At 58.9% G+C, this 17,030-nt stretch carries 14 protein-coding genes, 1 tRNA gene and 1 pseudogene; 12 read left to right on the forward strand and 4 right to left on the reverse strand.

What is annotated here, in order from left to right; genetic code table 11:
• Nucleotides 1–8: 8 nt before the first annotated feature.
• The 5 genes from secA (at nucleotide 9) to ACZ47E_RS21720 (ending at nucleotide 7,791) form a co-directional block, all read left to right on the forward strand.
• Nucleotides 9–2,726, forward strand: a complete 2,718-nt coding sequence (gene secA, locus ACZ47E_RS21700; RefSeq protein WP_022562957.1) for a preprotein translocase subunit SecA — start codon at nucleotides 9–11, stop codon at nucleotides 2,724–2,726.
• Between the two features lie 134 nt (nucleotides 2,727–2,860).
• The gene (locus ACZ47E_RS21705) at nucleotides 2,861–3,754 is read left to right on the forward strand and encodes a DMT family transporter (protein WP_003585624.1); all 894 of its coding nucleotides are present in this window, start codon (nucleotides 2,861–2,863) and stop codon (nucleotides 3,752–3,754) included.
• A gap of 81 nt (nucleotides 3,755–3,835) precedes the next feature.
• Nucleotides 3,836–5,038: an acyltransferase family protein gene (locus ACZ47E_RS21710; RefSeq protein WP_022562959.1), complete on the forward strand. Its 1,203-nt coding sequence runs from the start codon at nucleotides 3,836–3,838 to the stop codon at nucleotides 5,036–5,038.
• A gap of 57 nt (nucleotides 5,039–5,095) precedes the next feature.
• Nucleotides 5,096–6,511: a Wzx-type polysaccharide biosynthesis protein UppV gene (gene uppV, locus ACZ47E_RS21715; protein WP_022562960.1), complete on the forward strand. Its 1,416-nt coding sequence runs from the start codon at nucleotides 5,096–5,098 to the stop codon at nucleotides 6,509–6,511.
• Between the two features lie 8 nt (nucleotides 6,512–6,519).
• The gene (locus tag ACZ47E_RS21720) at nucleotides 6,520–7,791 is read left to right on the forward strand and encodes a GNAT family N-acetyltransferase (RefSeq protein WP_022562961.1); all 1,272 of its coding nucleotides are present in this window, start codon (nucleotides 6,520–6,522) and stop codon (nucleotides 7,789–7,791) included.
• A gap of 45 nt (nucleotides 7,792–7,836) precedes the next feature.
• On the opposite strand, the gene uppQ is transcribed toward ACZ47E_RS21720, so the two are convergent.
• Nucleotides 7,837–8,496, reverse strand: coding sequence for a polysaccharide biosynthesis GNAT family N-acetyltransferase UppQ (uppQ, locus tag ACZ47E_RS21725; RefSeq protein ID WP_003585617.1), 660 nt, complete (start codon nucleotides 8,494–8,496; stop codon nucleotides 7,837–7,839).
• Between the two features lie 282 nt (nucleotides 8,497–8,778).
• Between uppQ and ACZ47E_RS21730 the strand changes: the two are divergent.
• From ACZ47E_RS21730 to ACZ47E_RS21740, 3 genes and pseudogenes are all read left to right on the forward strand, one after another.
• A pseudogene (locus tag ACZ47E_RS21730) lies at nucleotides 8,779–8,940 on the forward strand (winged helix-turn-helix transcriptional regulator); the annotation flags it as partial.
• A gap of 133 nt (nucleotides 8,941–9,073) precedes the next feature.
• A tRNA-Leu gene (locus ACZ47E_RS21735) sits at nucleotides 9,074–9,158 on the forward strand.
• A 263-nt stretch (nucleotides 9,159–9,421) separates the two neighbouring features.
• Entirely contained in the window at nucleotides 9,422–9,937 is a 516-nt protein-coding gene (locus tag ACZ47E_RS21740) for a disulfide bond formation protein B (protein ID WP_003585612.1), read from the forward strand.
• 29 nt (nucleotides 9,938–9,966) lie between these two features.
• Here ACZ47E_RS21740 and ACZ47E_RS21745 read toward each other — a convergent pair whose 3' ends face one another.
• The gene (locus tag ACZ47E_RS21745) at nucleotides 9,967–10,524 is read right to left on the reverse strand and encodes an HNH endonuclease (RefSeq protein ID WP_003585610.1); all 558 of its coding nucleotides are present in this window, start codon (nucleotides 10,522–10,524) and stop codon (nucleotides 9,967–9,969) included.
• Between the two features lie 312 nt (nucleotides 10,525–10,836).
• Here ACZ47E_RS21745 and ACZ47E_RS21750 point away from each other — a divergent pair, with 312 nt between their 5' ends.
• The 4 genes from ACZ47E_RS21750 (at nucleotide 10,837) to ACZ47E_RS21765 (ending at nucleotide 14,154) form a co-directional block, all read left to right on the forward strand.
• Nucleotides 10,837–11,136, forward strand: a complete 300-nt coding sequence (locus ACZ47E_RS21750) for a hypothetical protein (protein WP_022562964.1) — start codon at nucleotides 10,837–10,839, stop codon at nucleotides 11,134–11,136.
• Between the two features lie 120 nt (nucleotides 11,137–11,256).
• Nucleotides 11,257–11,862 carry a transglutaminase-like cysteine peptidase gene (locus ACZ47E_RS21755; protein WP_022562965.1) on the forward strand — a complete coding sequence of 202 codons (606 nt, stop codon included), beginning with the start codon at nucleotides 11,257–11,259 and terminating at the stop codon, nucleotides 11,860–11,862.
• A gap of 209 nt (nucleotides 11,863–12,071) precedes the next feature.
• Nucleotides 12,072–12,863 carry a metallophosphoesterase family protein gene (locus ACZ47E_RS21760; protein ID WP_022562966.1) on the forward strand — a complete coding sequence of 264 codons (792 nt, stop codon included), beginning with the start codon at nucleotides 12,072–12,074 and terminating at the stop codon, nucleotides 12,861–12,863.
• Nucleotides 12,864–13,191: 328 nt separating this feature from the next.
• On the forward strand, nucleotides 13,192–14,154 hold the full coding sequence (locus ACZ47E_RS21765; RefSeq protein WP_022562967.1) for a glycosyltransferase family 2 protein: 963 nt from the start codon (nucleotides 13,192–13,194) through the stop codon (nucleotides 14,152–14,154).
• 37 nt (nucleotides 14,155–14,191) lie between these two features.
• On the opposite strand, the gene ACZ47E_RS21770 is transcribed toward ACZ47E_RS21765, so the two are convergent.
• Together ACZ47E_RS21770 and ACZ47E_RS21775 are read right to left on the reverse strand one after the other, a co-directional pair.
• Nucleotides 14,192–15,664, reverse strand: coding sequence for a lipopolysaccharide biosynthesis protein (locus ACZ47E_RS21770; RefSeq protein ID WP_112635196.1), 1,473 nt, complete (start codon nucleotides 15,662–15,664; stop codon nucleotides 14,192–14,194).
• A 73-nt stretch (nucleotides 15,665–15,737) separates the two neighbouring features.
• Nucleotides 15,738–16,961 (reverse strand): glycosyltransferase family 4 protein, encoded by a 1,224-nt coding sequence (locus ACZ47E_RS21775; RefSeq protein ID WP_022562969.1) that lies wholly within the window; start codon nucleotides 16,959–16,961, stop codon nucleotides 15,738–15,740.
• Nucleotides 16,962–17,030: the final 69 nt, after the last annotated feature.

Genomic DNA, 17,030 nt, shown 5'->3' on the forward strand with positions numbered 1-17,030 from the left:
CCAGTAAGATGGTCAGTCTCGGCGGAATAGCCCGCAAGTTGTTCGGTTCGGCAAATGATCGCCGCGTCCGCTCTTATAAAAGCAAGATCGCAGCCATCAATGCGCTGGAAGAAGCCACCAAGGCGCTCTCCGACGAAGCGCTGGCGGCCAAGACCGCCGAGTTCCGCCAGCAGCTGGCAGACGGCAAGACACTCGACGACCTGCTGATCCCGGCATTTGCCGTGGCCCGCGAAGCATCGCGCCGCGTTCTCGGCATGCGTCCCTTCGACGTGCAGCTGACAGGCGGCATGATCCTGCACGGCGGCGCCATCGCCGAGATGAAAACGGGTGAAGGCAAGACGCTGGTGGCCACTCTTGCGGTGTACCTCAACGCGCTCGCCGGCAAGGGCGTGCACGTCGTCACCGTCAACGACTACCTCGCCCAGCGCGACGCCGCCACGATGAGCCGGCTCTATCGCTTCCTCGGCCTCACCACCGGCGTCATCGTTCATGGCCTTGACGACGACCAGCGCCGAGAGGCCTATGCCTGCGACATCACCTACGCGACGAATAACGAGCTCGGCTTCGATTACCTGCGCGACAACATGAAATATGACCGCGCCCAGATGGTTCAGCGCGGCCACAACTACGCAATCGTCGACGAAGTCGACTCGATCCTGGTCGATGAGGCGCGCACGCCGCTCATCATTTCCGGGCCGCTGGACGACCGTTCCGATCTCTACAATACCATCGACGCCTTCATTCCGCTCTTGACGCCGGAAGATTACGAAATCGATGAGAAGCAGCGCTCGGCCAACTTCTCCGAAGAAGGCACCGAAAAGCTCGAAAACCTGCTGCGGCAGGCGGGGCTGCTCAAGGGCGAATCGCTTTACGACGTCGAGAACGTCGCGATCGTCCACCACATCAACAATGCGCTGAAGGCCCACAAGCTCTTCACCCGCGACAAGGACTACATCGTCCGCAATGACGAAATCGTCATCATTGACGAATTTACCGGTCGCATGATGCCGGGCCGTCGTTATTCCGAAGGTCAGCACCAGGCTCTCGAAGCCAAGGAAAAGGTACAGATCCAGCCGGAAAACCAGACGCTGTCCTCCGTCACCTTCCAGAATTATTTCCGCATGTATGAAAAGCTGGCCGGCATGACGGGTACGGCAGCGACGGAAGCGGAAGAATTCGGCAACATCTACGGCCTCGATGTCATCGAGGTGCCGACAAACCTGCCGATCCAGCGTATCGACGAAGACGACGAGGTTTATCGCACCGGCGAAGAGAAATTCCAGGCGATCATTACCGAGATCAAGGCAGCGCATGAGCGCGGCCAGCCGGTTCTGGTGGGCACGACGTCGATTGAAAAATCCGAGCTTCTGGCACATCTCCTGCGCCAGTCCGGTTTCTCCGACTTCCAGGTTCTGAACGCCCGTTACCACGAGCAGGAAGCTTATATCGTCTCGCAGGCCGGTGTGCCGGGCGCCGTGACCATCGCCACCAACATGGCGGGCCGCGGTACCGACATCCAGCTTGGCGGCAATGTCGAGATGCGTCTGGAGCGCGAGCTGGAAGGCATGGAGCCGGGTCCGGAGCGCGATGCGAAGGAACAGGCGATTCGCGCCGAAATCAAGGTGCTCAAGGAAAAGGCGCTGGCCGCCGGCGGCCTCTACGTCATCGCCACCGAACGCCATGAAAGCCGCCGTATCGACAACCAGCTGCGTGGCCGTTCCGGCCGTCAGGGCGACCCGGGCCGCTCGAAATTCTACCTCTCGCTTCAGGACGACCTGATGCGCATCTTCGGTTCCGAGCGTATGGACTCGATGCTGCAGAAGCTGGGTCTCAAGGAAGGCGAAGCCATCGTCCATCCGTGGATCAACAAGGCGCTGGAACGCGCCCAGAAGAAGGTCGAAGCCCGCAACTTCGAGACCCGCAAGAACCTTCTGAAATATGACGACGTGCTGAACGATCAGCGCAAGGTGATCTTCGATCAGCGCCTTGAGTTGATGGAAGCCGATAATATCGGCGAAACCGCAGCCGATATGCGTCACGAAGTCATCGAAATGCTCGTCACCAAGCATATTCCCGAAAATGCCTATGCCGAACAGTGGGATATTGCAGGCCTGAAGGCCGGCATCGCCCAGTTCCTCAACCTCGACCTGCCGGTGGAAGAGTGGGCCAAGGAAGAAGGCATCGCCGAGGACGATATTCTCCAGCGCGTCACCGAGGCGGCCGACAAATACGCCGCCGAGCGTGCGGAACGTTTCGGCCCCGAGATCATGACCTATGTGGAACGCTCGGTCATTCTCCAGACGATCGACCATCTGTGGCGCGAGCATATCGTCAACCTCGACCATCTCCGCTCCGTCGTCGGTTTCCGCGGTTATGCGCAACGCGACCCGCTGCAGGAGTACAAGGCGGAAGCCTTCGAACTCTTCCAGGCGCTGCTCGCCAATCTGCGCGAAGCCGTGACCGCCCAGCTGATGCGTGTGGAACTGGTTCAGCAGGAGCCGCAGCAGCCGGAACTGCCGGAAATGACTGCCCATCACCTTGACCCGAACACGGGCGAGGATGAAATGGCTCAGGGCTTGCAGGCGACGCCTGCCGCCTTCGTGCCGGCCGAGGAGCGCGATCCGAACAACCCCGCCACCTGGGGCCGTATCGGCCGCAATGAAATGTGCCCCTGCGGATCCGGCAAGAAATACAAGCACTGCCACGGCGTTTACGAACAGGCCTGAACGCCGCGCATATCCGATGAAGACCATCGCCCGTAACCCAGGTTGCGGGCGATTTTCTTTGCGCAATTCATTGTTGTTGACGGGCATAGTGGGTTTCAATATGGGAGCCGGATCATCCTCCGGAAAATGCTGCCATGGCCCCTCGCGATCTTGCCGCCTATGTTTTTCTCGCACTCGCATGGGGCGCGTCCTTCCTCCTGCTTCTACAGGTTGTGGATGCATTCGGCTGGATCGGCGCAGTGACGTTGCGGTCACTGGTGACCGCCACCACTCTTTTCCTGATCGCGAGAACTGCGCGACGCAAACTGGCGTTTTCGGCAAGCTGGCAAGCCTTTGCCATTGTGGGCGCAACCACCGTTGCCGGCCAGTTAATCGGCCTTTCTTATGGCACGCCGCTTGTCGGGACCGCCATGGCCGCAATATTGGTCGCGACCATCCCGCTTTTTTCCATGCTCATCTCGCAGGTCTGGGGGTTGGAGCGACTGACGAGGCAAGGTGTCGTGGGGCTGGTTTTGGGCTTCGGCGGCATTGTGCTGCTCGTGGGTTTTCCCGCCGTACCCGTCACGACCGGCTTTGTCATCGGCTGCATTGCCTGTGTCGCCGCCTGCATCTGCGCGGCCTTCGGCAGCAATTATGCCAGCCGGTATCTCAAAGGCGTGGGTTCATGGGAAATTACCATCGGCTCATTCATGACCGGTGGCATCATGACGCTGCCACTGCTGCTGGCAGTTCCGATTCCCCGCATTCCCGCGCCGATCGACTATCTATACCTGCTCATCCAGGCCATCGTCATGAGCGGCCTCACCTACATAACCTATTTTCGCCTCGTCTCCGTGATCGGCGCGACAAAGGCCATCAGTGTGGAGTTTGCGGTCACCGTTGTGGCGGTGCTTATCGGCGCCCTCGTGCTGGATGAGCCGCTGTCGCTGCCTCAGCTCTTCGGCGCGGGCATCATTATCCTCGGCTGCGCGCTGGTGCTCGATCTTCTACCCAAAAAGAAGGCTCCGCCCACACCGGCCGGCGCATGAAGGGTTTGTTAGCGTTTTCCACCAATAGTCGTGTCGGCTACCGCAGATCACGCGTGATCGCATGTGCGACGCGAGGAGAAAATGCAACCGAGCAGCTCAGATTATGAACATTACTGGGACCCGTTGCGAGCGCTTCTGATGCTGCTCGGCATTCCCTATCATGCCTCACTGCTCTATAGCTACGCCCTGCCCTGGGACATCAAGGATTTTGAGACCAGCACGCTCCTGACCGCGCTCGGTGCCGGGCTCGTCACCTTCCGAATGCCGGCGTTTTTTCTGGTCGCCGGGTATTTTTCCACCATGGTCATCGGCAAAAAAGGCAAAATGCCTTGGCTCAGACAACGTTTCCTCCGCCTCGGCGTGCCCTTCGTCGTGACGCTCGTTCTGCTCGGGCCGCTGCAGCTTTTACTGTTGCGACTGGCCGGTATCGCCAAAGGCGAGATTTCAGCCGAAGGACTGATTGAGAGCCTGCCGGGTCTGCTGCGCCCGAGTGAACAATGGATCATGCATCTGTGGTTCCTGCCCGCTCTCATAGCCTATTCCGTGGTGCTTGCCGCTTTCTTGTATCTTCTGGAACGTCCGCCTTTTGCGCGCGCAGTAGACAGGCTCGACAGGCTGCGGCGGCGACATGCCGGGGTGTTTTTCGCCGCACTCTGCATCCTGCCCATTTTATGGGAGCTGGCGATATATGGTTCCAGCCTGATTGCGGCAGAAACCGAAAGCAGCCTGCTTTCTCTTTATGAGCGCGCTTCCGACCCCTATGGGCGCTATCTGCCCTTCTTCCTTGTCGGAGCCCTGCTCCACCGCGACCGGACCCTCTTTCACCGCTTTCGCCAGACCGGTATTCTCACGGCAATCGTAGCGACGGCCGCCATTGCGGCGGCAGTGACACTCAGGCTGCAAAGCCCGTTTTCGAATTCAGCCCTGCTCGTGCTGGTGTCGGCAATTGCCGCAGTAACTGTGAGCCGCCTGCTGATCGACCTCGCCTGCCGGTATTTCGACCGGCCAAGCCGGTTTGCCAGACGGATGACGGATGCGTCCTTCACTATCTATCTGTTTCACCACCCGCTGATTTACGTTCTGGGTACGCTTTTTATTCTCATCTCCCTGCCGCCCCTCGTTGAATTCACCATCATCGTCGCAGCCACGACCATCACGGCTTACTCTCTGCATCAGGCGATACGCCGCAGCCCGTTGGCTCTGTTTCTCTTCAACGGCATCCGCAAGCCGCGGGAAGCGGGTGACATCAGGACAGGCGCAGCCGCCTCCCAAACGCTTCGTTAAGGATGAAGGGCTTACAATCGGCCTGCCCATTCAACTGGAAATAATGGCGTGTGGATCATGGCTATCCTCAGCACGGCGGAAAAAGCCTTACCCGCAGGCCTGCGCGCGAAGATTTCGCCGCTGGGCGATAAAATCGCCCTCATTGTCTCCGCGAGGGACGAGGTTGCCCGGGCACAGCGAATGGCGCTCGTCGCCTTCGCGGTGCGCATCGTCAGCGCCGGCATCGCCTTCATATCGCAGATCATCCTTGCCCGCCTGATGGGCGAGTTCGAATATGGCCTCTTCGCCTTCGTGTGGGTTCTGGTAATCCTGTTCGGCAATCTTTCCTGTCTCGGCTTCCACACCACCGTCATCCGCTTCCTGCCCGGCTACCGTCTGGAAGATGCCCATGACAAGATCATGGGGCTAACCTCGACGGCCCGCGTATTCGCCATGCTGTCTGCCAGCACGCTGGCGCTTTGCGGTTTCATCTTTCTGTATTTCTTTGGCGAGCGCATCGCCGCCTATTATCTCATTCCTGTCTCGCTGGCGCTTTTCACCCTGCCGATGGTGGCTCTGGGCGATGTGTTGAACGGCACGGCGCGGGCCAATGGCTGGGCCATCTCCGCCCTTAGCCCCACCTACATCGTACGTCCCGTGCTGATCCTCCTGTTCATGCTGGTGGCCATTGCCCTGGGAGCCGAAAAGACTGCGACGACGGCCATGCTGACGGCGCTTCTCGCAACTTATGTCACCACCATTTTTCACTTCGTCTTCCTGAACCGCCGGCTCAACCGACATTTCCGCAGCGCCGCCCGAAGGGTTCATTTTCGTCACTGGATCAGATTTGCCTTTCCGGTCTTTCTGATCGACGGCATCGGTTTTCTGATGACCAATTCCGATGTGGTGATCGTCGGCCTTTATCTGCCGCCGGATCAGGTCGGCATCTATTTCGCCGCGGCGAAAACCATCGTGTTGATGCAGTTCGTGTTTTTCTCCGTCCAGGCGGCGGCCGCACCACGTCTCGCGGCGCTGATTTCGGCCAATGACAGGCCGGGGCTTGCGAGCTTCGCGAGCCAGGCCGCACGTTGGGCCTTCTGGCCGTCTCTCGCCGTTGGCAGCGTGGTGCTTCTGGCCGGGCCATTCCTGCTTTCGCTGTTCGGTCCTGGCTTCGTAGAGGGTTACGAGCTGATGTTCTTCCTGTTTGCGGGGTTCCTGGCAAAAGCGCTCATCGGCCCCGGAGAGACGCTGCTGAATATGGCCGGCAAACAAAAATTGTGCGTGATACTTTATATTATCATCTTCGGTTGCAACATTGCACTCAACATGGCGCTCATTCCGGTCTATGGTCTGACAGGCGCCGCGGCAGCGGTGGCGATAGCCATGTCCATAGAGGCTGTGCTATTGCATGTTGCCATACGCCGTACACTCGGGATCGTCCTTTTTGCCTTCAACGACCCCCGGGCGAGTCAAAACACTGGTAAGGCGGTGTAACGATAAGCATGTCCAGCGATCCAAAGAATCCGGATTTTCAGGACCCGCGCATCGCGGCGCTCATGGCGTCTGCGGAGCGTGATCGCCCGGTGGCGGACAGCAGCCGGCGTGTGGGCCGGGAAGGCCGTGAATTCTGCATCTATCCGGGGCAGCTCGGTTACAACATGCAGGAGGAACTCGACTTTCTCTCCAACCGCGTCATGGAGGCAAACGTCTTTTTCACCGGCCGGCTTCTTGCTCCGGCCATGCCGCGCATCGACGACAAGACCGTGCGCTTCGCCCTCATTCGCGATGAGAACGGCGCCCGAAGCCGCATGCGGTTTCTGATGCCTTTTACCGTTGAAAAGCCGGGTTTTTCCATCGGTCCTTCCATTATTCGCGTCTGGGCCAATCCCTTCGGGCCGCTCGGGACGCCGCTGGTGGATACCGAAGGGGCGGCCGAGACCCTCGATAACCTTTTCGACGCCCTTTCCGACCGGGATATGCGGCTGCCGAATGTTCTGGTTCTGCCGGATGTGCGGCTGGAGGGGCCTTTTGCCCGCATGTTCAGAGCCATCGCGCTCAGCCGTAACCTGCCGGTGACGACGACGGGTCATTATCACCGGCCGATGCTGGAAAGCCTGCTTGATGGCCAGGCTTATCTGCAAAAAGCCCTTGCCCCGCATCATTTGCGGGAAATGCGCCGGCAGTGGCGACAGCTCGAGAGGTTGGGCGCGTTATCCTACACTGTCGCCCGCCAGCCGAAGGATATACGCTACCGCATGGAGGAGTTTCTGGCGCTGGAGGCAAGCGGCTGGAAGGGCCGCAAACGCACCGCGCTGGTCAACGACCGGTATCGCGCGGCCTTCGCCCGCGAGGCGATCACCAACCTGGCCGAAGCCGATGCCGTGCGTATCCACACCATCGATCTCAACGGAAGCGCCATTGCCTCCATGATCGTCTTCATCACCGCCGGCGAGGCCTATACGTGGAAAACCGCCTTCGACGAGAATTACGCGCAATTTTCGCCCGGCAAGCTCCTGGTACAGAAACTGACCGACTGGCATCTGGACGACGCCAATATTCTCCGCAGTGACAGCTGCGCCGTGCCCGATCATCCTGTCATGAGCCGATTCTGGCAAGAACGGCAGGAAATGGGCACGCTTGTCGTGGGGCTCACCCAGAACAGTGACAGGGACGTTCGACAGGTTTCCACGCAGGTGGACATGTATCGCAACACCCGTAACCTCGCCCGCAGCCTGCGGCAGAAAATCCTGTCCTTCGGTCGCAAGGGCAACTGAGGCCGGAGGACGCCAACGGCATCCTCCGGATTGTTCGGGTCCGCTTCAGCGCGAGGCCGTCCGGATCATCTTGCACAATTGCGTCAAAGCTGCATCGTATCCGCCACCCAGAATATCGATGCAACGCCGGGCGAGCCTGATCTGTTCGGTGCGCGACATGTCGTTATAAGCCTGAATGGCGTTACGCATGGCGCCAGGCGTTACCGGCCCCGATTTGCCGGGATTGTTCGGATTTCCCGGACTGCCCGGGTTTCCAGGATTGCCCGGATTACCGGGATTGCCCGTGGAACCTGAACCGCCAATGCCGAGACCGACATCAACGCCCAGGCCGCTCGATCCGCCGACATTTGCGCCGACATTGGCATTGACGCCGTTGGAGCCGCCAACGGAGGCGTTCACGCCCGCATTGACCCCGCTGGAACCGCCGACGGATGCGTTGACATCCGCATTGACCCCATTGCTGCCACCAACCGAAGCGTTGACATCCGCGCCCAATCCGCCGCCGCTTCTGCCGCCGACATCGGCACTGGCGTTGACGCCGCCGCTGCCACCAACGGAAGCATCGACCCCGAGCCCACCACTGCCATTGCCACCCACGCTCGCATTAACCCCATTCTCTCCACCGATCCCTATATCCAGCGCGTGGGCGTTGACCGGCAGGATCAGGCAGGCAGACAATAATAAATTGCGAGAAAAAGCCCTCATAATTTCCTCCCTATGAGTTGGCTACTCCCGCCCCGCGTGGAAACTCCACCCAGCCATTATAAATTCAATTAGCAATTGCGTACATACTAATTTATTAGAACTATCTAAAATTATCATGAAAACGCAACCGAGGATGTATCATTTCGGGACAGCGTGGGCGGTAAAATCCGTCCACGCTGCCCTCGTCAGTTTCCGAACCGTTCGACAAGCGTTGCGAGATCAACATGGCCCCGGCAGCTTCCATTGCCTTTAGCCGGCTCTCCACGTTCCAGGCCACTCGCATATCCGTTGCGCGTCGAATACGACCTGACCCCCGCGGGCAACACGCTTGTACCGCTGATCGACTCTCTCGGCCAATGGTGGGAAACGACGAGCGCCATACCGGAAGCCAGCGGCCCGTCCGTCCACGCCCTACCTGGTGCTCAGGCACAGCGAAACGCTTAAAATTCCAAGGAATGGCAGCGATGAGCTGCCATTTGAAAGGCGCGAAGTTACACGCTCAAACGCGCAAATTTCCAGCTTTTGGGGTTGCACGCGGGGTCTCGCCCGTGATAGACGCCGTGACATTACCACCGTTGCCCCAATGGCGGAATTGGTAGACGCGCCGCACTCAAAATGCGGTTCCGAAAGGAGTGCTGGTTCGATCCCGGCTTGGGGTACCATTACCTACACATCTCAATTTTCCCTGCTCCAGATGCTTTTTTCATAGCGGCTTCGATGGGTGGCGTAGAGGCTGGTGTCCTCACGAAAGCTTGCTCATCCGCCTCCGTTTCTTACCAGGCTTTCATTTGCCAGTTGCAGAGGACTGGATTAGACGAATCCCGTAACATTCATCGAGATCGGCGACTTAATTTCGCCATCACGCCCGCCTTTTTGAAAGCCCGTTCGGGATATCTGCTTCTTCGCGAAGTTTGGGGAAATTTACATGGCCAATGCGACATCCGCCGATAACAGCCGCACACTCGCCGCTCTCGGCGTCACGGCGGGAATGATCTTTACCGTCGGCTCAGCCCTCGGTTTCCAGCATATTGGCGGTTACACGCCCTGCGCGCTGTGCCTGCTGCAGCGCGATCCCTATTATTACGCCATTCCGCTTGGCATCTTGGCCATTGCATCCAGCATTTTCAAATTGCCGGTTCAAATAACACGGCTGCTTCTCGCCCTTATCGGCGTGGCCATGCTGATTGGGGCCGGCCTCGGCGTCTATCATGCAGGTGTGGAATGGGGTTTCTGGGCGGGGCCGATTACCTGCGCCACCGGGGCGCCTTCCATCACGACCAATGCCGGCGACCTGTTGGGCAACCTCAACGCCATCAAGGCGCCTTCCTGCAATGATGCGGCACTTCGTGTCCTCGGCCTGTCGTTCGCCGGATGGAATGTCATCGCAAGTCTGGCACTTGCGGCAGTCGCCTTTTTCGGCGCAAGCCGTAAAAGCCGCTAAGCGGAAAACCGCGTCGCAGTCCTGAAAGCTCAGGGCTGCAGCTCGGTATCCCAGTAAAGATAGTCCATCCAGCTTTCATGCAGATAATTGGGCGGAAACAGACGCCCATTATTGTGCAGGTCCTGAACCGTCGGCTGGAAAGGCTTCTGCGCCGGGAACATGCCCGCCTGTTTGGGAAGCTTGCTGCCTTTTTTAAGGTTGCAGGGAGAGCACGCCGCCACGACATTGTGCCAGGTGGTTTCGCCGCCATGCGCGCGGGGAATCACATGGTCGAAGGTCAATTCGTCCCGTGTCCCGCAATACTGGCATTCAAACTTGTCGCGCAGGAAGACGTTGAAGCGTGTGAAAGCGGGGTTGCGGGTGGGCTGCACATAGGTCTTGAGGCTGACGACGCTCGGCAGCCGCATGGAAAAGCTGGGTGACGACACCGCATGATCATATTCTGCAATGATGTTCACACGGTCTAGAAAGACGGCCTTGATCGCGTCCTGCCAGGACCATAACGACAAGGGATAATAACTCAGCGGCCTATAGTCTGCGTTCAGAACGAGCGCCGGCAGGGCCTGTGGTGAAACTGCAATCGTCAAGGGCTTCTCCTGAGCGATTCGGCATCTGCACTTGTATATTAGGTCCGTTGTTACAGGATTGTGAAGCCTATAAATGCAGCGGAGAAGAGCTTAATTTTTCAGCGGGAAAAAGGCCCTTTTATGTTCCGGTGAGGCAGGCAGAGGCCGATTGATCAGCCGGTCGTACGACGAGACAGCGGCGGGTGATTCCATGCGCAGGAACCGTCAAATCCTTCTCACGACAGCTGCTGCATCAATGATATGATCAGCGATACGGCGAGATGAAAACGGCGCTGCCGGCGACGACCATTCGCGCGCCCCGGAGGAAACGGAATGACGGCGCATCGGCATCTAACAGCAGCATTTCGGGCGGCCCTTGCGAGCGGCGCATGGATCTTTGCCGCTTGCCTGGCGGGTTCGTCACCTGCCCAGCAATATCAGAATTTCGAGATCGCGCCGGATGGCCGCGGTGGTGCGCAGGGAACGATAGGCGGGCGAAATTTCGAAGTGCCCCGCAGTTACGACAGGCCGCCCGCCGGCCGCGTCTCCCCGGACACGCGGCGCGACCGGAGAACCAGCGTACCGCAGCAGACATGTATCGTCGACGCCGAAGGCCGAACACGCTGCAACTGATGGCATCCCCGCGAGAAAAATGGGATTTCACTAAAAAGCAATCTATCGACTTAAATGGCCTGCAAGAAAGCATCGCTATGTTCCCGGGCATAAGGAAAACAACTGTGCAGGGGCAAGAACATGGCGAAGAAAACAACCCGTGTGGCGGCAAGTCTGGCCATTGCCATCGGCGTGGCGGCAGGCGTGGCGACGACGGCACCGGCCGTTCAGCTCGGCGGCCTCGCGAAAAACCCGGCGGCGTCGCGGCCCGGCCAATTCATGACGACAAGCCGCCCAACGATCGCGCCGATCGCCTTTGCCAAATTCTGCGACAATGCCGCCGACCAATGCGTGCGCATTGGTGATCGTGACACGATCGAACTGACCAAACAGAAACGCGTGGAGCTTCAGCGCATCAACTCCGAGATCAACACCGCAATTACCTATGTTGGCGAACTGGAGGGCGAAGACGAATGGAAGCTGAACCCGGCAAGCGGTGATTGCGATGACTATGCGGTGAGCAAGCGGCAGCGCCTGCTGCGTGCCGGCTGGCCTTCCGGCGCCCTGCGCATCGCCACCGCACGCACCCCCAGCGGTGTCGGCCACGCGGTTCTGGTGGTCAGCACCACCCAAGGGGATTTGGTGCTGGACAATCGCACCAATGTCGTCAAACCGTGGAAGTCCGTGGATCTGAAATGGATCAAGATCCAGTCGCACGAAGACCCGCGTGTCTGGCTGAAACTCTAGGTCTGAAGCAGACATAGTCTTTGCAGGCGAAAAAGAGTATCCTGCCGCTCGCCGATCGAGGCCCCGCCGCGCAAAAACCGCTTCTGGCGAAGCCTTCCGGCAGGGGCCGGGAGCGAGATTCTGACCGGGCACGACCTGTCTCGGGCGGGTGACGTGGCATCAGCTTCCAACGCTCTTGACCTCGTGTAAGGGAGACAGTATCGGCAGCTATGCCCAAGGTGCTCAACTGGATTCGCGGTCGTAAACAACCAGCCCCCCGCGAGGCGCGGAGACGGCGCAGAGTTGAGCTTGGCGACAGGCTGACATCCTTTCCGATCTATGCAATCGGCGATGTGCACGGCAGTCTCGACCTGCTTTTGCAGGCAGAACAAAAAATCCTTGCGGATCTGGCCGGCGACCCCTCTCCCGCCCTTGTCGTGCTGCTCGGCGATTATGTCGATCGCGGACGCGATTCCTGTGGGGTTCTCGAGCATCTGCTGCGGCCGCCGCCTGCGCCACTGCGCCGCATCGCGCTGTGCGGCAATCACGAGCAGCTGTTCAGCGACTTTCTCGAAAACCCGCGCGAAAACATGCATTGGCTGGATTTCGGCGGTCGCCAGACGCTTCTGTCCTATGGTGTGGATATTGATTATTTCATTGAAAAGGGCCGCCTGAGGGTTCAACCCTTCAAGGATGCCCTGCTGGGCGCCATTCCCCAGACTCACCGCCAGCTTTTGGCCAATCTGCCGATCTACGCCCGCATCGGGCCCTATATTTTTGTGCATGCCGGCCTGCGTCCGGGTCTGCCGCTCGAAGCGCAGACCGATGAGGACATGCTGTGGATCAGGGAACCTTTTCTGTCCCAGGGCGCGGGACTGGACCTCCTTGTCATCCACGGCCACACGCCGGTGACGGAACCGGAAACCGGGCCGCAACGGGTAGGCATCGATACCGGTGCTTTCACCACGGGCAGACTGACCGTCCTGAAGATCGTGGAATCGGGTCTTTCGATTATCGTGTAACCCTGTCGCTTCTGTCACCGCCATACAACATGTCGTTTGAATATCCGTTTATTGTTTTGACGAGAGAAATTTCACTTTATTCCTGAAGAAAATTGCCTTTTAAAAAGATGGATACTTAAAATGACTGCAGCATATTTCCGGGAAAAACCGGCTATAATTTAAACATTCAGGACGCCCCGCCAGCGCCGATACAAACAGGAACACTTTCCCTGATCCCCGATGAAGCTCCGCGGGCGTTTCCCACAAGCCTCACACGCGAAACCGCAGCAGCAGGTAACCCGCTCGGTCGTCGCTTCAGGTCCAGGGCCAGCCAACTGCAAGAGGCTTCATGCGTTATTCCATTCTCGTTCCGGCCTTCAACTCCGAAAAAACCCTGGCGCGCGCACTAGACAGCCTTAGCCAACAGAGCTTCGGTGACTGGGAAGCCCTGATCATCGACGACGCTTCCACCGACGGTACGGCGGAGATGGCAGAAGTCCATGCTGCGCGCGACCCGCGCTTCCGGGTTTTGCGCCAGCCGAAAAACGCCGGCCCGGCCGCATCCCGCAACGCGGGCATCGAGCATGCACGGGGAGAATGGATCGCGCTTCTCGATGCCGATGACGCCTACCTGCCCGATCGATTGAAAAGGCTGGCGGAAATATCCGACCGTGTCGGCCTCGATATGATCGCTGACAATCTCCTGCTTTACGACCTCGGGGCCGATACCATCGTCGGCCCGGCCTTTGCGATGGAGAACGCGCTTTCGAAATGGACGATCCGGACTCTCTGCGAAAACGATGGCCCCGGCCGACACAGCCACGCGGGATGGCTGAAGCCTGTTTTTCGCAAGCAATTGCTTACGGAGAATAATCTTCGCTACCACGACACATTTCGCGTCGGCGAGGATTTTCTTCTTTATGCCGAATTGATTCTCACCGGCTGCAGGGCAGCCATTCTTGATGAGGCGCTCTATCTATACACCACGCCCACCGGCGCAGTATCGGGTCAGCGTTCGACATCGCAGACAATCGTCAATAATGCGCACTTACTCGCCTCGAGTGACATGCTCATCGAGCGGCTGCAGCAGGGGGACGGCGGGCGCAACGCTCTTCTTGAGCGAAAGGCGCGTCTTAATCTGTCGCAACGCCGGGAACCGGTGAAAGCCGAGATGGTAAAGCTCTATAAAAACAGGCAATTGCTGGCTCTTGCCCTAAAAACCATCCGTCACCCGGCCGCATTCCGGGATATTCTGCGCCCGCGACCTGTCTCTCCCGGTCCTGAAAAATTGCGGGCGCTGCCCTTTTCCTGATGAGAGACGACGGCGAAATAGTCTGCAATGCCCCGCTTTAGCGGCGCGACAGAATTTTGCGCAACTCTACGACCGAGGTTTTCGCGACCGCGGGCATGGCCGCGAAAATCAGCGCCGCGTAGATGCAGGCGCCCACCACGACCAGACATGCGAGAGAGATGATCGGAGGCAATCTACCCTCGATGACCTGCTCCAATCCAAATACGGACGCTCCCATGACGATCGATGCACCGAGCGGGATGGCAATGACCCTCATGATTTTCTGGAATTCTACGCCGCCGTAACGCTGGGTATAAAAAACACCCACTGGCCAGACGCCATACACCTTCGCGACATGCGCCCAGGCGACAGGATAAAGACCGAAAGGAGCGGCGAGGAAACTCAGTCCGATACCGGCGACCAATTGCAGGACCGAAATTTTGAGATTGAGCCCTGGCCTTTTGATCGCCGCCAGAACACCCCAGGTGAAGGATTCCACCACGAAGGGTATGGCAATGAGGCAGAGAATTTGCAGCGCCGGCACCGCGGGTTTCCAGTTTTCGCCAAACAATACTGGAATGAATATAGGCGCAACCGCTGCCATGCCGGCAAAACACGGAAATGCGAGAAGGCCCGAAAAGCGGATGAAACCGAGACAGGCCTCTTCCACCGAGCCTTTCTGTGCATGGGCCTGCGAGTAGGTCGCCATGGCCACCGAACCGAAAGGAATAACGGCGAACTGGCTGACAAGATCGATACAGCGCCAGGAAAGCCTGATGTAACCCACGGCAGCCGGCGTCAGGAACATGGCCGCGATCAGTTCCTGAAGTCTGAGGTTCATGGCGAGCAGGAAGCTGGCCGAGAAAATTCTGGACCCGAAACTCCATTGGTCAGCCGCGTAATGCCTGACGAAACGGCGGCGCGGCACCCAGCCTGATGCGAGCCAGTTCATGATCGTCGTTGCGATACTGGCCAGCAGGCGCTGGGCCACCATGGCCCATATCCCCCATCCCTGGAGGGCAAGAACTATGGCAATGGCCCCGGCGAGCATGTTGGAAAAAATCGCCCGCATTGCCAGCTTTCGAAACGCGAACGCCCGCTGCAGCCGGGCCTCATGGATACTGCCGGCACCCATGATCAGGAGCACCGCGGAAAGCGCCATCAACACGGGGCCGAGTTCCGCGAGCCCGAACAGGCCGGCGAGGAACGGTGCCGCCACGGACAGCGCAACGCATAAGGCAGCGCCCCAGCCAAGGGAGAACCAGAAGGCTGTATCCGCATAGTCTTCTTCAAGTTGAGGCCGCTGCACCACCGCCTCCGGCAATCCGCCGCGCGCGATGACGAGAATGATATCGACAAAAACCGTGGCGATGGCGACGAGGCCAAACTCATCCGGCGTCAGCAGACGCGCGAGGATAAGAAAAACTGCAAATGAGAGGAAGACATTGCCGTAACCGCCGACGGCGCTCCACAGGGCGCTCGTGACCGACCGCCTCTCAAGGCCGGGGGTATCGTCCTTCGTTTTCAACATGGCCGGCTCCAGTGCGGCCTGTTCAACCCTTCACCCACGGCATCGGGAGCAGGCTCGCGCCGTCGGCGGCCCGTCATGCCGCCGCGGCCCTGCTTTTTGCCAGGACGTCCTCATAGAGTTTCACATAATTCTCGCCTACCCGACGCGAAGTGGATTCCTCGACAATATTTCCGAAGTCGGCTTCCGTCGGCAATTGCTCGCGTGACAGTGTCAGCACCCGACGGATACGGGCAGCCAGATCGGCAGCATTGCCGGGTTCGAACAGCCAGTCATGATTGGTCTCGCCGATCAGTTCCGGAATGCCGCCGGAGGCGGCGCCGATGACCGGCACGCCCATCGCATAGGCCTCATAGATCGTGCGTGGTGAGGGTTCTGCCCAGAACGAGGGAACGATGAGAACATCGATCTGTTCGAAAAACTCCTTCGGTTTCGCCCAGCCGATGAATTCGATCGGCAGATCGCCGGCCTGCGCCTTGAAGCGCTCAATGGAATCGTCCATCGCGTGGCCCGCCACCAGACAGCGCCAGTTGCCATGACCGATTTCCCTGAAAGCATCGACCATGTTGCCGACGCCTTTCTCCGTATTGATGCGGCCTATGTAACCGAAGGTCATGGGCTGGCCGCTGCGGTCGATCTGTCGTCGCGCCACGGGGTCGCCTTCCGGGACCGTGCAGGAATAAAATATGACGCGCCGCAGGCTTTCCGGAATATGGTGGAAAAGCCCGTGATTGACATGCGTCCTGAGGATTTCCGTACCGACGCTAGCGACCGCGCCGATATAACGCTGTGTGAATTTCTTTGTGAAATTCACAACCCGACAGCCCAGATGAATATGGTCGCAGGGTTTGCCACCCTTGAACATGGCGGCGTTGCCGCATAGCAGGTCATATTCGCAAATCGTATGCACGATCGGAATGCGGCGCTTATGCGCCGCCCGCCACACCAGCGTGGTAACATCGAGCAACGAATGCGTGTTGAGGACATCGGGCCTGAAATCGTCAAGAACCGCCTCGAACTGCTTCTCGACGTTGAAATTCCATTGTTGCCTGATCTTCTGCATCCGCCTTTGCTGCGGCGTATATTGCGGCCAGTCTTCCAGCCAGAAATCATTGTTGTGGAACATGCGGTAGACGCTGACGCCATTGCGCACCGACTTCGCCTCGGCCTGGCGCTCTATGCAGGCGGCACCCACCGTATGCCCCATGGCAACCAGTTCCTCTGCCAGATGCTCGACCGAGCGTTCGCATCCACCGACGATATGCGGCGGGTAAAGACTGCTGAGATGGAGGATTCGCATGGGGCTACGCTCAATATCCTTTAAAATTTATATTTCCGCACCGGTACCGCTGAACCGACCAAAGGAACG

Source organism: Agrobacterium sp. 5Ca39 (assembly GCF_055382365.1).

What these genes read in the sequence shown, in the direction of transcription:
- ACZ47E_RS21740 (WP_003585612.1), top strand. Translation starts at nt 9,422, where the DNA reads ATGGCCAATGCGACATCCGCCGATAACAGCCGCACACTCGCCGCTCTC.
- ACZ47E_RS21775 (WP_022562969.1), bottom strand. Translation starts at nt 16,961, where the DNA reads ATGCGAATCCTCCATCTCAGCAGTCTTTACCCGCCGCATATCGTCGGT.
- ACZ47E_RS21710 (WP_022562959.1), top strand. Translation starts at nt 3,836, where the DNA reads ATGCAACCGAGCAGCTCAGATTATGAACATTACTGGGACCCGTTGCGA.
- ACZ47E_RS21750 (WP_022562964.1), top strand. Translation starts at nt 10,837, where the DNA reads ATGACGGCGCATCGGCATCTAACAGCAGCATTTCGGGCGGCCCTTGCG.
- ACZ47E_RS21720 (WP_022562961.1), top strand. Translation starts at nt 6,520, where the DNA reads ATGTCCAGCGATCCAAAGAATCCGGATTTTCAGGACCCGCGCATCGCG.
- ACZ47E_RS21755 (WP_022562965.1), top strand. Translation starts at nt 11,257, where the DNA reads ATGGCGAAGAAAACAACCCGTGTGGCGGCAAGTCTGGCCATTGCCATC.
- secA (WP_022562957.1), top strand. Translation starts at nt 9, where the DNA reads ATGGTCAGTCTCGGCGGAATAGCCCGCAAGTTGTTCGGTTCGGCAAAT.
- ACZ47E_RS21770 (WP_112635196.1), bottom strand. Translation starts at nt 15,664, where the DNA reads ATGTTGAAAACGAAGGACGATACCCCCGGCCTTGAGAGGCGGTCGGTC.
- ACZ47E_RS21760 (WP_022562966.1), top strand. Translation starts at nt 12,072, where the DNA reads ATGCCCAAGGTGCTCAACTGGATTCGCGGTCGTAAACAACCAGCCCCC.
- uppQ (WP_003585617.1), bottom strand. Translation starts at nt 8,496, where the DNA reads ATGAGGGCTTTTTCTCGCAATTTATTATTGTCTGCCTGCCTGATCCTG.
- uppV (WP_022562960.1), top strand. Translation starts at nt 5,096, where the DNA reads ATGGCTATCCTCAGCACGGCGGAAAAAGCCTTACCCGCAGGCCTGCGC.
- ACZ47E_RS21765 (WP_022562967.1), top strand. Translation starts at nt 13,192, where the DNA reads ATGCGTTATTCCATTCTCGTTCCGGCCTTCAACTCCGAAAAAACCCTG.
- ACZ47E_RS21705 (WP_003585624.1), top strand. Translation starts at nt 2,861, where the DNA reads ATGGCCCCTCGCGATCTTGCCGCCTATGTTTTTCTCGCACTCGCATGG.